Consider the following 14,729-nt stretch of genomic DNA (forward strand, 5'->3'; position numbering starts at 1 on the left):
TTGTTTTGTACGCGCTGAAATTGATACGCAAAAAAACTCCAGCACTTGTACACCGCAAGTACTGGAGTATTTAATCATAAGCCGTTTCGTTCAATCACTTTTTGATACCAATAGAAACTGTCTTTTTTCTTTCTATCTAAAGTCCCTGTCCCGTCGTCATATTTATCCACAAAAATGATGCCATACCTTTTTTTCATTTCTCCTGTAGAAGCACTGACAATATCAACGGCACTCCAAATCGTGTAACCAATCAACTCGACACCATCATCGATGGCTTTCTCCATTTCAGCAATATGCTTTTCTAAATAATCGATGCGATAATCATCATGAATCTGTCCATCTTCAGCAACAGTTTCTGAAACCCCGATCCCATTTTCCACGATCATCAATGGCAGTTGGTAGCGATCATAAATATCATTCAACGCAATTCTCAATCCTACTGGATCAATCATCGCATTCCATTCCGTCTGCTCTAGATAAGGATTATTTACGCCTGAACCGCCAATCATACTGTGCCCATTTTTGGTAACTTTCTCATCTGCAGAGACACAAAGTGTTAGATAGTAACTAAACGTGTAGTAATCCACTGTTCCCTTAGCTAGGATCGCTTGATCTTCTGGTGCAAACTCGATTGCAAAGCCATGATCAGCAAAATATTTCTTTGCATAATAAGGATATTTCCCTGTGACCTGCACATCGCCACAAAATTTCGAGTGCATATTTTCTTCTTGTTTGGCTAGTAATACATCATTTGGATGGCTAGTATAAGGATAGCGTGGCATATAAGAAATCATACAGCCGATTTTCAGGTCTGGATAATGCTCATGTCCGTAAGCGACAACCTTTGCACTGGCAACAAATTGATGATGCAGGGCTTGGTAGCGTTGCTGTAGATTATCCGGCTGATTGATAAATTCAGATTCACCAACTTGCAGTCCCAGTGATAAAAAGTTTCCGATACTTAAGGTGGCCGTGTTGATTTCATTAAAAGTGATCCAATAGTTTACTTTTTCGTGATAGCGTTCCAACAACACCGCCGCATATCTCGCATAAAAGTCGATCACTTCACGACTCGCCCAACCATTGTATTCTTGGCTCAAATATGCGGGAACATCAAAATGAGCAATGGTTACAATTGGTTCAATCCCGTACTTCCGACACTCGTCAAACACGCGATCATAAAAGGCCAGGCCTTCTTCATTCGGTTCAGCGTCGTTGCCCTTGGGAAAAATTCGGGTCCAGTTGATAGACATGCGGAAAGCTTTAAATCCAGCTTCTGCAAACAATGCAATATCTTCTTGATAATGATGATAAAAATCAGTTGCTTCGTGGCTTGGATACAACAACTCTTCTTCAATTTTTGCTGTGATTTTCCGAGAAGTCGTATGGCTGCCACCGCTGATCAAGTCAGCACAAGCGAGCCCTTTTCCGCCCTCATTATAGCCGCCTTCATATTGGTTTGCCGCCGAAGCGCCGCCCCATAAAAAATGTTTTGGGAAACTCATTGCTGTCATCCTTTCTTCTTTCTAATGGTTAAAAAATGGCTAATAACTGATCGCCAGCTTTAATTTCTTGATGTTGGGCAAGTGCCACAACATCTAAGAAGTCTGCCGTATTGGTAACAGTGATCATAACGGTATCTTCATACCCTGCCTGAGCGATTTTTTCTGCATCAAAGTGCAATAATGTTTCTCCCATAGTGATTTGATCACCTTCATTGACTAGTCGTTCAAAGGCACTTCCTTGCATATTCACCGTATCAATACCGATGTGGATCAGAAGTTCAATCCCCTCGGTACTGGTAAGTCCAATCGCATGATTTCCTGGAAAAACGGCAGAAACCTGTCCCGTAAATGGGGCAATCACCTGTTGATCTTGTGGCTTAACAGCAATTCCTTTACCTAATGCCAATGAAGCAAACGCCTGATCATTGGTTTCTGTCAATGGAACGGCAGTTCCTTTTAAAGGTGATAATACAATTTTTTCAATCGCTGATTGTTCTTTCTTCGTTTCAGAAGAAACATCAGTTGCTTTGGCTGTCACATCTTGCGCTCCAGATTTGACTGCTTGCGGCTGATTATTATTAGGAAAATCTGCATCTTTGACCATGACCCAGGTGTAAGCAAAGGCAATCGCAAAAGTAATCAACGAGCCGATCAGCGCATGAAACACACTGCTGTATGATGGAAGCGCCACAAATGAAGCAATGACTACTGGCGTATTGATTTTCATCAAACCAAAATAAAGTCCCCCAGCAGCACCCCCAAGGATCATTCCGACAATCGGTTTTTTCAGACGTAAGGTTACTCCGTACAAAGCAGGTTCAGACACACCCATCAAGGCAGTAATTGCCGATGAAAAACTCACTTGTTTAAATTCCGTATCCTTAGCTTTGATTCCAGCCGCTAAACAAATCGCTGCTTCGGCAGCCAATCCAAGCAGCATACCAGGGACGATCAAATCATCATACCCGTACGTTGCCAAAGAAGTTAATAAAATAGGGGTCAGCGTCGTGTGCATGCCCGTCATTACTAGCAATTGAGCAAAGGCACCCATAAACAAGACGGCTAACGGACCAAAATTGTTTGTTAAGTAGTTCAAAAACTGTGACACATAGTTGCCGATCGTCACACCTAATGGTCCGATTAGCAATAGAGCCAGCGGTGTGATCACGATGATGGCGATCAATGGACGTAGAATAAATTTGACACTGTTCGGTAAAATCCGATCGGCGAACCGATAGACATAAGACATAACCCAGACACTTAATAAAACTGGCAAAACGGAGGCATTGTAGCTCACATTCGGTACGAGCAATCCAAATAATGTGATTCCTCCTTCTTGGCTAAGAAGGGCCGTCAATCCTGGCATCACAAAAATCGCTCCGACGTAGCTTCCTAAGAAAGGATCAATTTTCAATCGTTTGGCCACAGAATTTCCTAAATAAACGGGAATGAAAAAGAAGGCTGCTTGCGATACTTGATACAATACGAGATACGTATCGTCAGTTGCAGCTAAAATTCCTGATAACTCCAATAGTGAAAGGACCACTTGCAGCATTCCTCCAGCTGCTATGATTGCAATCATCGGTGTAAAACAGCCTGCGATAAAGTCAAGGAGTCGTGAGATGATCGATTGATCGCTACTGCTTTGATCAGCCGTCGTTTCTGTCGTCGGTAGTTGAGCGTATACACTCGATACATCTGGCCCAATAATCACTTGGTATTGACCATTTCCCTGAACGAGTCCAGTCACTCCTTTTAACTGTTTGATTGCTTCACTGTCAGCTTTTTTGTCGTCGGCCAGCGTGAAACGCAGTCTTGTTGCACAGTGGGTCACGTGCTGGATATTTTTACCACCGCCGACATTTTCATAAATTTCATTGGCTAGTTTTTTATAGTCCATTGTTTTTCTCCCTTTCTCCTTGTTCCGTCAATTTCTGGATATGGAGTGATAGATAAATTTCTTCATTTTCTGAGATGCTGATATCATACGTATTTTTGATATAAACCTTGATTTTTTCCACACAGTGAAACGCTTGCGGATACATCTTCTCAATTTGTGCATAGAGCGTCGACGCTTCATAGCTGGGAAGTGTATGATTGATCACATTTTGTGCAAAATAGTGCAGATGCGTGACAAAGCGAGAATAATGGAAACTATTCTCATCAAAATTTTGTTTGTACTCATACTTTACGATCGTCAGTACGTCTTCTATAAATTTCGCGATTTGATTGGTAACCGCCATATCCTTCTTTTGTGATTGGACATTTACAAAATGCAATGCGATGGAGATCGCTTCTTCTGTTGGTACATCGATCGCTAGTTCTTGCTCCATAAGCTGGACAGCATACACCCCAATGGCATATTCATCGGGATAAAATCGCCGAATATCCCATTGCAAAGGACTATGAAAAGTCATTTGCTGCTTGATCCTATGAACAGTGAAATCAATATGATCCAGCAAAGTCAAATAAATATAGTCGCTGACTGCTAAGCGATAATTCTGTTTGGCATAAGCCACGATTTTAGCAACGATCGCTACGTATTTCGGATCGCATTTTCCTAATTGATAGCTAAAATGTTCCAACATTGCGTGAGTATCCAATACAAAAATCTTTTCAAAATCTTGTTCTTCTACATCATCTCCTACCTTCTTATTGAAGCTGATGCCTGTAGAAAATCCGATAATTTCATTGCTGCCTTTCTTTAGTAAGACAACATTATTATTTAAAAACTTCTTTATTTTCATGATTTCCTCCACCTTAAAAACACTAAAAAACCTCATACTCCACCCTTGGTGGAATATGAGGTTTGCCTTCTTACAGTAACACGCCTCTTGGTCACAGCACTTCTGTAACCGTTATCTAATTACATCGGTATCATAGCACTTCAAAAAAAACTTGTCAATCGCTTCCTTAAATTTTTTCACACGATCGCTAAGCCACCGTTGAGCTTCTCACAAAAGCTATTTTTGTCAGACTGGTGTTTTAAGAACAACTTTTGCTTTTTTTAATCCCCAAACCAGCAACTTGCCGGCACAATAAACAACAATCTTCGTGCTTATGCAGCGCTTGAATCATCGTTTCTTTCTACAAACCATTTTTTGAGGGGAAAATGTCTCAATAACACGCAAATACAAAAATAGATTCTCTTCTCTACTTTTGACACCTATCTTAGCTATTCCTCGATTGGTCTATTTGTTTAAATTTCAAAACAAAACAGCTTTCATTCTTTGTCCTTCTATGCTGGAAAGCAAGTAGCAGTAACTTTATACATCTAGGTTCCTTCGTCTTTCCTTTCAAATGCGCATTGGTCTATTCCACACCTCCTCCCTTTATCTCTCAATCTTTTCTTAAGCGTTTGAACAATTTCTTAATAAAATAACTAACAAAAAATAAACTTTTACTATATCTCTTGAATGTAAGCGGTAAATTTGTTATTATTACGAAGGATAAGGAGGTGTTTATCGATTGTATGCGATTAAAATCTTTCATGGTTATCTAACCGCCGAAGGAAAAAGAACACGGGACAAAACAATTGCATTGACCTATACTTGCAGAGAAGATGCTGAACGTTTCGCAAATAAAATCGGCGGGAGAGTTAAAAAAATTGGCTAACCAACTAGAATAAAAAAGGCTGTCAACCTCAGTAGGTGACTGCCTTTTTTTGTTATCTGATTTCTTTTAACTCTTTTCGCGGTACTAACTTTTTACATAACCGTCCCTATCCTTTCCTTGTCGAATCACGCTGTGAAGCAAGTTAGTTGGTTTTGACGCCTTGAGTCTTTATACTGAAACAAAGGCACCAGCCAATCCAAAAAAAGGAGTGACCTGTCCATGTGCGGCCGATACTTATTTGATCCATCAACTGGCGAATTGTCAGAATATTATCAAGAAGCCGCGGCGAAAGCCCGCAAGCGCCAACAGACTGTCGCTATCAATGATGTTTTCCCCTCCAATCACGTCGTAACCATCGGTGCAAATCAACAACAACAAGTTGTAGCCGGTGTGACAAGATGGGGCTTTACCGGCTTTAAAAAAGGGCATTTGATGATCAATGCGCGTTCTGAGACTGTTGAAGAAAAACCGACTTTTCGCAAGCCTTTCCAAGAGCATCGCTGTGTCTTTCCGATGTCTGGTTTCTATGAATGGAATCATGAAAAGGAAAAGTTCCTCTTTTCGCAAGATCACGTGATTTATGCTGCTGGTTTTTATCGCATCCTTCAAAAAGAGGATCAGATCGAAACCGAATCAATCATTCTAACGACTGCCGCGAACGATTCTGTTGAACCAGTCCATGATCGAATGCCTCTGTTCTTAGAAAAAGAAGCGATTGCTTCTTGGATCAATGACTTGGCTTTTGCTCGCCAACAACTCAAAGCAGAAATGCCCAAGCTGAAAACCCAATTGCTCTCTTCTTAACTGTTTGCTACTTCTTTTTCAGCAGAACAAAAACCGCCAAGTCAGCTTTGATTTGGCGGTTTTTTTCTACTTCTGCTTTTTCTTAATAAACGGTGAAGGTCTTGCCAGTCATGATTCCAAAGACTGCTTTTTGATACGCTGCAAAAACGGGTGCGTCACCAACGGGAATAAAGCCTTTGAAAGAATCGGCGAAGGTTTCCCAAGAGCCCACAAGCGCATTGGGACTGACTGCATTGATTCGTATCCCCTGACCGATCTCAAAAGCTGCCGATGCCACGAAGGCTTCTAAACCGCCGTTGACCAGTGCTGAAGGCGTGCCCATTGGGATAAATTCGTCTTTGATAATTCCAGAAGTCAGCGTGATACTGCCACCTTCATTGAGAAAATGCTGGCCAATCAACGCAAGGTTGACTTGTCCTTGCAGCTTCGAAGCCACCGACTGTTGAATATCTGCTGGCGTCAATTCCTCAAAGGGTTTAAACACTGTGCTTCCCGCAGCGGAAACAATGGCATCCACTTTCCCAGTGGCTGCAAATAGCTGGCTGACACTGTCTGCATCCGCAATTTCGACTTGATGATCGCCGCTGCTACGGCTAGCCGTGATCAGCTCCACCTCTGGTAGCTGCTGAAAGCCTTCAACTAAAAGCTGCCCAAGTGTGTCGGTATGACCAATCAAAAGTAATTTCATTTGCTCGCCTCTTTTTTTGTTTTGTGTTTCGATTCTAACCCAACCAAGCGATTTCGACCATTCATCTGCTTTTCCTGCTTTTTAGGTCTATTCTTGCCCTTGTCCATTTGTTCCCCTACTACCTGCGTAGTGATTGGAATCACCTATCACGAAAGCAATTGACAACTTTCTCATCTTGTTCTAAGATACTACTAATTTCATACACATGCTGTGAGAAGAAGAGTACGATCCCCCCTTTCTTTCAAGAGAACTCGGAACTGGTGGAAACGAGTAAGGAAGACGATCCGAAAATGACCTTTGAGCATTCGTGGACGAACAATCCCCGACGGAGAAAGCCCGATAGCGCAATGCAGTTTATTTGATGAACTGACTGAGGTTTTTTGTTTCAGCAAAAAACAAACGAAGGTGGTACCGCGAAATGATCGTCCTTCCCAAAGACTATTCTTTGGGAAGGCTTTTTTTATAAAAAAGGAGGAAAAGTTATGAAACGAAAGATTCGATTGGGTGTGGGCATTGGTTTATTGTCCTTAGTTTTATTTGCCGGTTGTGGCAATCAAGAAGAAGTAACGGGAAATGCCGAGGAACAGCAGACAGAAATCAGATTGGGGACGACACCAGGGCCTTACAGCGAACTGTTTCTCAAAGGAATCAAACCGATTTTAGAAGAAGCTGGCTATACTGTGACGGATATTGGCTTTACTGGGGTCTTGGAAGCGGACATTGCATTGAACGATGGCGAGATCGACTTAAACGTCGATCAGCACACCGCCTATTTAGAAAACTTCAATGAAAACACGGATGCCGATTTAGTGGGTATCACACCGATTCCTACCGTTCCAGCCGGCTTGTATCCTGGCAGAAAGGACAATTTAGCAGCGATTGAAGCAAACGATACCATCGGGATCCCCAATGATCCGTCAAATAGTGCCCGTGCCCTGTTGCTGCTGCAAAAAGCCGGCTGGATCGAACTTGACCCCGAAGTGGCGCCCATTGACGCGACTTTGAGAAACATTACTAACAATCCTTATGACCTGGACATCGTCGAGATGGATTCTGCCCAAATCCCCCGCAGCTTAGCAGATTTAGACTATGCGGTGATTCCCGGCAGCATCGTTTATAGTGCTGGAATCGCTGCAGAGGAAAGCCTATTAAGTGAAGACATTTTGCAAGAATATGAACTGGTGGCAACGGTAAAAGAAGCCAATAAAGATAGTGATTGGGCACAGGCAGTGGTGGCAGCTTATCATTCTGAAGCCTTTAAAGAACTGCTGGCAGAAGAGAATCAAACGGGTTATTGGTTTATTCCTGAGGAATTGCAATGACCGCTTGAAAAGTAGCAATAAGCAGCAACTGTCGTCGTATTTTTTAAAGAAGCTTCTATTACTATAGAAGGAAAAGACATGACTACTATTGATTAGTGGACCATTCCCCGTCTGAATCTTTGTAAAGGAGGTCAAAAATTGAATATTCAACAAATGCGCATCGTGCAAGCGATCGCTGACCATGGAAGTTTTCGTGAAGCAGCCAAACGGCTGTATCTTTCGCAGCCAAGTCTTTCCCAAGCCGTGAAAGAGTTGGAAACAGAATTGGAGGTCCAGCTTTTCGAGCGTACGAATCAAGGCGCCCACTTGACTGCCGAAGGCTCGGAATTTCTAGACCATGCCCAGCCGATCTTGAGTCAAGTGGCGCAGCTGCAAACGCGTTTTTCCAGCAAGCAAGCAGCGAGTCAAACCTTCGCTATCGCAAGCCAGCACTATGATTTCACGGCTGGAATTTTCAGTGAGCTGCTGCAGGAATTTCCCGACTGCCGCCAGTTTCGCTTATTAGAAACCACGACCTTAAAGGTGATCACGGACGTGCAACAATATCGAAGTGAATTTGGGATCCTTTATTTGAATGAGCAAAACCAAGCAGGATTGGAACGACTGCTGCAAGGCGCCCAATTGTCCTTCGAGGCGTTGGGACGGTTTCGCCCCCATGTCTTTTTGCGAGCAGCTCATCCCTTGACAGAAAAAAGGCAGCTTTCCTTAAGAGATCTCGCCCCTTATCCACAAGTACGCTTTTTGCAAGAAGATGAACGCTATTCGTTCTTCTCAGAAGATTTGATCGATTTCGCTCAAAGCCCTCAAGTGGTGCATGTCAGCGATCGAGGCACGATGGTCCAGCTATTACAACAGACGGATCTTTATGGAACCGGCTCGGGGATCGTTGCCCAACCAGAACGCCAAGGCTTGGCTTTTCTTCCTTTGATCGACGCGTCCGAGGGTGAGATCATCCTCATTAAAAAGAACGATCGCCCGTTATCAGTGATCGGCGAGCGTTTCTTAGCAAAATTACGGCATCATCTTACAGCTTTTCCTAGTGATATATAAGCGAAGGCCTCCTCTTCCAACTCCCCATAGATGATTGGCTGCTCCTTCGCATTATATAAAAAATCCTTGAGCCACTTCCCATGCAGGAGGCTCAAGGATTTTCTTTTACGGTTAACATTGTCGGCAATCACCGCTGATTACAGCTGCTCTGCCTGCATTTGATACATTTGCTGATAGATTCCTTGCCCTTGGACAAGACTCGAATGGGTTCCCCGTTCCACGATCTTCCCTTGATCCAAGACCAAGATTTGATCTGCTTGTTTGATCGTTGACAAACGGTGAGCGATCATAAAGGTCGTCCGTCCTTTTTGCAAGATGGTCATCGCCTTTTGAATGATGGATTCTGTTTCAGTGTCCACATGGCTCGTCGCTTCATCCAGAATCAAGATTTTCGGATCAAACACTAATGCACGGGCAAAACTGATCAGCTGGCGTTCTCCACTAGAAAACTCATTGCCTTTTTCAACGACTGGATGATGGATGCCTTTTTCGTAGCGGCTCAAAAGGTAGTCAGCGCCGACTTGTTTCAAGGCATCGATAATCATCGCTTCGGTGATCGTTGGATCGTTCATTCCGATGTTGCTGGCGATCGTTCCAGTAAATAGATAGGGATCTTGCATGACGATCGCCATTGAATCTCTTAAACTATGACGATCAAAATCAGCGATCACTTGTCCATCCACAACGATTTTTCCGTGCTGCGGATCATAAAAACGGAACAACAGGTTCAAAATACTCGATTTTCCAGAACCAGTATGACCGACTAGAGCAATGGTCTCTCCTGCGGCAACGTCAAAGTTGATATCGTGCAAGATCGCTTGCTCAGGATCGTAGCCAAAGGTCACCTGTTGGAAAGAAACATCGCCATTCGTGACAGTCAGCTGCTCACTTTGTTGTTTTTCAACCGGCTGATCAGCAAACTCAAAGACCCGCTGTCCGGCAGCCAATGATTGCTGCACATTGGTGATGGTTTGGACAAGCCCTTCGATGGGATCATACAGGCGGTTGATGTAATCAATAAAGGCATACAGCAAGCCTGCTGAGATCGCCAAGCGGCCATCAAGGAAAAAGGCGGCCAAGGTCGTGATCAAAATCAAGATCGTTGAGTTTCGCAACAAATTGCCTAATCCCCAAGCGATACTTGAATCGAGTAAGAGGTATTTACGTCCAGTTTTGAACCATTTCTCTACTGTTTCATTAAATTCTTTCTGCAACTGCTTTTCTCGTTGGAAGGCTTGGATGATCGCCATTCCTTGGACAAATTCATTTAACTGCCCACTGATTTGTGAGATATATTCCCGCATTGCTAAATTGTAACGAGAGGCATATTTGGTGTAAAAATGCTGCCAAATTCCTAAAATCGGGATCAGGATCAGCATCGCTGCTCCTAAGGTGCGGTTCAAAAGAAATAATGCAATAAACGCACCAATGATTTGGATAATGTTGCTTAACAAATTACTGATCACGATCACGTAGAAATTAGACCGCAAGACTTCGGTGTCATTCGTGATCCGTGCGACGACCTTGCCGGCTGGAATCTGGTCAAAGTAAGAAACCGGTAATTTGTGCATATGGTCAAAAAGCTGATCCCGCATTTTTTTGACGATACTGTTGGACATTTTTCGCAATTGCAGCAAGCTGATATAACGAAAGAGGGAACCAATCAAATTGACCAGCAAATACCCAGCGAGCAATTGGATCAAAAGCATCGTGTTTAGGTTTCTGCTGTCAACCGCCGGTGTCATCACTCGGTCGATCAGCTGTTTGGCAATCAGTGGTGAAGTCAGTTCGAGCGCTGCTGCCAACAACAGCAAGATTGCGCCCACGGTAAATTGTTTTTTATAATAGCTCAAATACGTGAGCAAACGCTTAATCGTTGAGAACACTTGTATCGTCCTCCTTTAACTGTTGATGGTAATACTGTTCTTGGTACCAGCCTGGCGTTTCGATCAACTCCTGATGGGTACCACGCTGTGTGATCCGTCCGTCTTCTAAGACGATGATTTGATCCGCTTCGGTGATGGCGGACAATCGATGGGTCACGATGATGGAGGTCGGTGCCTGCTTCATCGTTTTCAAATTCGTGATGATGGCTTGTTCCGTTTTGGCATCAACTGCCGAAAGGGCATCATCCAGTAAGAGGACTTCACTGTTTCGTAAAAACGCCCGTGCTAAGGACAAGCGTTGTTTTTGTCCACCAGACAGGGAAACGCCTTTCTCACCGACGACCGTTTCGAGCCCTTCTGGCATCCGCTTGATGTCTTCACTAAAGCAAGCGGCTTCCAGTGCTTCCCACAACACTTCTTCGGAAGCATCTGGCTGTCCGAATAGCAAGTTCTCGCGAATTGTTCGTGAAAACAAGGTATGTTCTTGCGGCACTTCTGCAAAGTGGTTGCGCACTGCTGTTGTTTGATAGGTCGTCAACGGCTGCTCGTTAATCAAGGGTACTTGATCAGAGTATGGATAGCGGTGACCGAATTGTCTTAGCAGCGTCGTTTTTCCGCTACCGGTCTTCCCAACGATCCCTAAGACTTCTCCACGAGTGATCGTCAAATCCAGTCCTTCTAACACATAACGAGCTGCTTGTGGGTATTGGAAATGGTATGCTTCAAAACGGATCGTATTGATGGCTTGCAGGTCGGCTTCACCAGGAGTTTCTAATTCATCACCCGTCTGCAGCACTTCATTGATCCGACGCCAGGATGCGGCACCTTGTTGCATCACATTCACAAGATCTCCTGCTGAGATCATCGGCCAAACGACCATTGTCAAGTACACTTGGAAAGAGACCATCGCACCGATGGTGATTGTTTGGTTGGCAACAAGAAACGCCCCGACACCAAAGCTCATCACAAAACTGATCGCTAAGATGATGGTAATCAGCGGCCCGAAACGGGAATCGATCTCAGAAACGATATTGTTTTTTGCTCTTGTTTCCAGTGTTTTCTTTTGAAACTGTTCAGTGGTAGCTCCTTCTAGTCCATAAGCTCGGACGACCCGAATGCCATCAATGATCTCCAACACTTCACTATTCATCTCAGAAACAGAATTCTGCGCTTCCGTAAACGCCTTATCGACTTGTGAGCCCCATTTGAAAATGTAATAGGCTAAAAGCGGCATTGGAATCAAGGCAATCAAGGTCAATAGCCAAGAAACCGTCCCAGCCATCATCGCTACGATAAAACTTAGATACAAACTAGTATTTAAGAAAACCATCAGTCCATACCCAACGGTCATCCCCATCACTTGGACATCGTCACTGGAACGAGTCATTAAATCGCCTGTTCGGAAACGATGGTAAAACGGCGCCCCCATTTTAAGAAAGTGGCTCATCAATTGTTCCCGTAATTGTTTTTGCAAATCGTAGGAACCAATAAATAAATTAAACGTCCAAACAAATTCGGCCAGATATCCTAACAAGATAGCTCCGGCAAAGAGGGTCACGTATTGGACCAGTACCGAATAATCAAAATTATCTTGGATCAGCGCATCAATGAATAAGCGCAAGATATAGATTGGTGCGACATACATCGCACTAGCAATCACCATAAAGACGAATACGAAGGTATAGCGCACCTTATGTTCTTTAAAATACGTTGTTAATTGTTTTAATACATACTTCATGTTTTATCCCTCACATTCTAAAAAAGTACACAAAAAAGCTCTGTCCCTTCGGAAAAAGGACAGAGCATAAACGTCGTTATTATAGACATTATCTGTACACTAATGGTTACCGAATGAGGGATTCACTTTATTCAATTTGGTTGTTTTTTTATCAAATACTTTTTGCATCGTAATCCCTCCTTCTCTTTTTATTTTGCTGACTACACCTAACACTTTACAGATAAGTTTCTGAGAATGCAACAACTTTTATTAATTTTCTTTAAAAAAGATTGACTTTTCTAAAAACACAGATGTGAAAACAGCCCTTTTTAACAACCTTTTTTTGAAAACGAATTCCTGTTTTACCCCAAGAGTTGCAACGATTTTGGCTAAAATAAAAAAACAGATGCCCTTCTCTTCAACAAACGCTGTTTGATCAGCACACTTAGTTGAAAAAAAGTTCCTCTGTTTTCTTACTACCTGTTTATTCTGTGACAGATGCTAGGCGATAGGATACTGTTCGTCCAAAAGGAAACACTTGCACCCCTTGCAAACGATCTGTTTTCAAATACGCCACCGCCCCTTGATATAACGGCAAAACGGCTGTATCTTCAACGATCAATTGTTTTTCCAGTTCTTTCAATAAGTCCCAACGGGCAGCTGGGTCGTTTGCTAAAGTCGTCCGTGCTTCTGCTAACCCTTGATCGTAACTTTCACTAGCATACCCAGACGTATTCAAGCCACCTGTTGAATCATAAAATTCTAAGAAGTTGATCGGGTCCGCGTAATCTGGTGTCCAAGTCCCAAAAACGAGATCAAATTCACCTTGGGATTGCAAGTCCAAACGGTTTTGTAAAGGAATCGACTTGGCATCGATGGTTAATCCCGGCAAATTGGTTTCTAACTGCCCTTGGACAAACTCGATGGTTTTCTTGGCTGCTGCTGTATCTGCTGACAACAGTTCCAAAGTGATTTCGTCTTGACCCAACTCTTCTTTGGCTTGTGCCCAAAGCTCTTGTGCGGCTGTTAAATCGTACGGCAGTAAATCGCCATTTTCTTCACGAAAATCTTGGTCTGTTTCAGGATCTTTGGCAAAGTTGCTTGGCACAAAGCCGTTCAATGCAGTGGACCCATCACCTAAGATATTTTCGGCAAATGCCTCTTTGTCGATGGCTTGTAAAATTGCTTGACGTACTTTGACATTGCCTGTGACTTCTCGTTTTTGGTTGGCACTTAAATACCCCACCAGCGCCTTTGGCACATAGTTGGCTTGAGCTGAGTTTTGGTATTGCTGCGCGTAAGTATCCGTTAAGGTGGTGTAGTCCAGTTCTCCTGTTTCAAAAAGGCTGACACCAGTCGCCGTTTCCTTCACTACTTGCACGTCGATCTTGGTCAATTGGACATTCTCAGCATCCCAATAATCAGGATTTTTCGTTAACGTCCATGATTCGTTGGTCCCGTTCCACCCTTCGATCAAGAATGGGCCATTGCCGACAAAATTTTCCGCTGATAACCCATAATCGGCACCTTTTTCTTCAGCAAACGCTTGGTTTTTTGGCATAAAAGGTGTCCCGACCAAAATTTGATCCAGATACGAGATTGGACTTGCCAATGTCAGCTCTAACGTCTGCTGGTCCAATGCTTTTGCACCTAACTCACTCACCTCAACGTCCCCTTGACGCACTTGACTGCCATTTTTCAACACATCCATTTGATTACTGCTACTAGAACCATTCTCTGGATTAGCAACATATTGAAAGGCGTAGACAAAATCATCCGCAGTAACAGGATCGCCATTGCTCCATTTTGCATCACGAATGGTGAAGGTATAAACCAGTCCATCTTCTGATACCGTAGGCTCTTCAGCGGCCATCGCAAGCTCAGGATCCCCCTCTTGATCCAGACGGTATAACCCTTCTGCCACTTGTCCGATCATATCGGAGCTATTGACATCCGTGTATTGTCCGCTATCAAGGGTTGATAAGGCGCCAGCGGTTGACACTTGAATTTCTTGCGCAACGGCTCCTTGCTCCTCTTGCTGTCCAGAATCCGTCGTGGGACTCGTGGTACTGCAGGCACTTAAAACCAATACTGTGAAAGCAGTGATACCCATCATTTTCTTTTTCATTTTTCTCCTCCTTG

The 14,729-nt window shown here is 43.5% G+C and carries 11 protein-coding genes and 1 other annotated feature; of the genes, 4 read left to right on the forward strand and 7 right to left on the reverse strand.

Annotated features, from left to right (window positions below):
* Positions 1 to 74 precede the first annotated feature (74 nt).
* Genes IGI86_RS11920 through IGI86_RS11930 form a run of 3 tightly spaced genes read right to left on the reverse strand, consistent with a single transcriptional unit; the run spans position 75 to position 4,252 of the window.
* Positions 75 to 1,505: a glycoside hydrolase family 1 protein gene (locus IGI86_RS11920; RefSeq protein ID WP_008379173.1), complete on the reverse strand. Its 1,431-nt coding sequence runs from the start codon at positions 1,503 to 1,505 to the stop codon at positions 75 to 77.
* Positions 1,506 to 1,533: 28 nt separating this feature from the next.
* Positions 1,534 to 3,405, reverse strand: coding sequence for a beta-glucoside-specific PTS transporter subunit IIABC (locus IGI86_RS11925; protein WP_430617317.1), 1,872 nt, complete (start codon positions 3,403 to 3,405; stop codon positions 1,534 to 1,536).
* Positions 3,395 to 4,252 carry a PRD domain-containing protein gene (locus tag IGI86_RS11930; protein ID WP_008379178.1) on the reverse strand — a complete coding sequence of 286 codons (858 nt, stop codon included), beginning with the start codon at positions 4,250 to 4,252 and terminating at the stop codon, positions 3,395 to 3,397. Before IGI86_RS11930 ends, IGI86_RS11925 begins: the two co-directional genes overlap by 11 nt.
* 721 nt (positions 4,253 to 4,973) lie before the next feature.
* Here IGI86_RS11930 and IGI86_RS11935 point away from each other — a divergent pair.
* Both IGI86_RS11935 and IGI86_RS11940 read left to right on the forward strand, forming a co-directional pair.
* Entirely contained in the window at positions 4,974 to 5,120 is a 147-nt protein-coding gene (locus IGI86_RS11935; RefSeq protein ID WP_005234527.1) for a hypothetical protein, read from the forward strand.
* Between the two features lie 219 nt (positions 5,121 to 5,339).
* Positions 5,340 to 5,924, forward strand: coding sequence for an SOS response-associated peptidase (locus IGI86_RS11940; RefSeq protein WP_429967304.1), 585 nt, complete (start codon positions 5,340 to 5,342; stop codon positions 5,922 to 5,924).
* Positions 5,925 to 6,006: 82 nt separating this feature from the next.
* Here IGI86_RS11940 and IGI86_RS11945 read toward each other — a convergent pair whose 3' ends face one another.
* A complete protein-coding gene (locus IGI86_RS11945; RefSeq protein ID WP_429967305.1) occupies positions 6,007 to 6,612 on the reverse strand; it encodes a short chain dehydrogenase in 606 nt (201 codons plus the stop codon).
* Between the two features lie 201 nt (positions 6,613 to 6,813).
* Positions 6,814 to 7,045, forward strand: a binding site (T-box leader).
* Positions 7,046 to 7,094: 49 nt separating this feature from the next.
* Between IGI86_RS11945 and IGI86_RS11950 the strand changes: the two genes are divergently transcribed.
* Positions 7,095 to 7,934 carry a MetQ/NlpA family ABC transporter substrate-binding protein gene (locus IGI86_RS11950; protein WP_429967306.1) on the forward strand — a complete coding sequence of 280 codons (840 nt, stop codon included), beginning with the start codon at positions 7,095 to 7,097 and terminating at the stop codon, positions 7,932 to 7,934.
* Between the two features lie 138 nt (positions 7,935 to 8,072).
* A complete protein-coding gene (locus IGI86_RS11955) occupies positions 8,073 to 8,984 on the forward strand; it encodes a LysR family transcriptional regulator (RefSeq protein WP_429967307.1) in 912 nt (303 codons plus the stop codon).
* A 137-nt stretch (positions 8,985 to 9,121) separates the two neighbouring features.
* Here IGI86_RS11955 and IGI86_RS11960 read toward each other — a convergent pair whose 3' ends face one another.
* From IGI86_RS11960 to IGI86_RS11970, 3 genes are all read right to left on the reverse strand, one after another.
* The gene (locus IGI86_RS11960) at positions 9,122 to 10,870 is read right to left on the reverse strand and encodes an ABC transporter ATP-binding protein (RefSeq protein WP_086332607.1); all 1,749 of its coding nucleotides are present in this window, start codon (positions 10,868 to 10,870) and stop codon (positions 9,122 to 9,124) included.
* Complete coding sequence (locus tag IGI86_RS11965; RefSeq protein WP_005234510.1) at positions 10,854 to 12,608, reverse strand: ABC transporter ATP-binding protein; 1,755 nt, start codon at positions 12,606 to 12,608, stop codon at positions 10,854 to 10,856. Before IGI86_RS11965 ends, IGI86_RS11960 begins: the two co-directional genes overlap by 17 nt.
* A gap of 463 nt (positions 12,609 to 13,071) precedes the next feature.
* Complete coding sequence (locus tag IGI86_RS11970) at positions 13,072 to 14,715, reverse strand: peptide ABC transporter substrate-binding protein (protein ID WP_420658025.1); 1,644 nt, start codon at positions 14,713 to 14,715, stop codon at positions 13,072 to 13,074.
* Positions 14,716 to 14,729 lie beyond the last annotated feature (14 nt).

It is taken from the genome of Enterococcus sp. AZ188 (assembly GCF_050544075.1).
GTDB classification, from domain to species: Bacteria; Bacillota; Bacilli; order Lactobacillales; family Enterococcaceae; genus Enterococcus_D; species Enterococcus_D entomosocium.

What these genes read in the sequence shown, in the direction of transcription:
- IGI86_RS11970 (WP_420658025.1), bottom strand. Translation starts at nt 14,715, where the DNA reads ATGAAAAAGAAAATGATGGGTATCACTGCTTTCACAGTATTGGTTTTA.
- IGI86_RS11965 (WP_005234510.1), bottom strand. Translation starts at nt 12,608, where the DNA reads ATGAAGTATGTATTAAAACAATTAACAACGTATTTTAAAGAACATAAG.
- IGI86_RS11925 (WP_430617317.1), bottom strand. Translation starts at nt 3,405, where the DNA reads ATGGACTATAAAAAACTAGCCAATGAAATTTATGAAAATGTCGGCGGT.
- IGI86_RS11945 (WP_429967305.1), bottom strand. Translation starts at nt 6,612, where the DNA reads ATGAAATTACTTTTGATTGGTCATACCGACACACTTGGGCAGCTTTTA.
- IGI86_RS11940 (WP_429967304.1), top strand. Translation starts at nt 5,340, where the DNA reads ATGTGCGGCCGATACTTATTTGATCCATCAACTGGCGAATTGTCAGAA.
- IGI86_RS11950 (WP_429967306.1), top strand. Translation starts at nt 7,095, where the DNA reads ATGAAACGAAAGATTCGATTGGGTGTGGGCATTGGTTTATTGTCCTTA.
- IGI86_RS11920 (WP_008379173.1), bottom strand. Translation starts at nt 1,505, where the DNA reads ATGAGTTTCCCAAAACATTTTTTATGGGGCGGCGCTTCGGCGGCAAAC.
- IGI86_RS11930 (WP_008379178.1), bottom strand. Translation starts at nt 4,252, where the DNA reads ATGAAAATAAAGAAGTTTTTAAATAATAATGTTGTCTTACTAAAGAAA.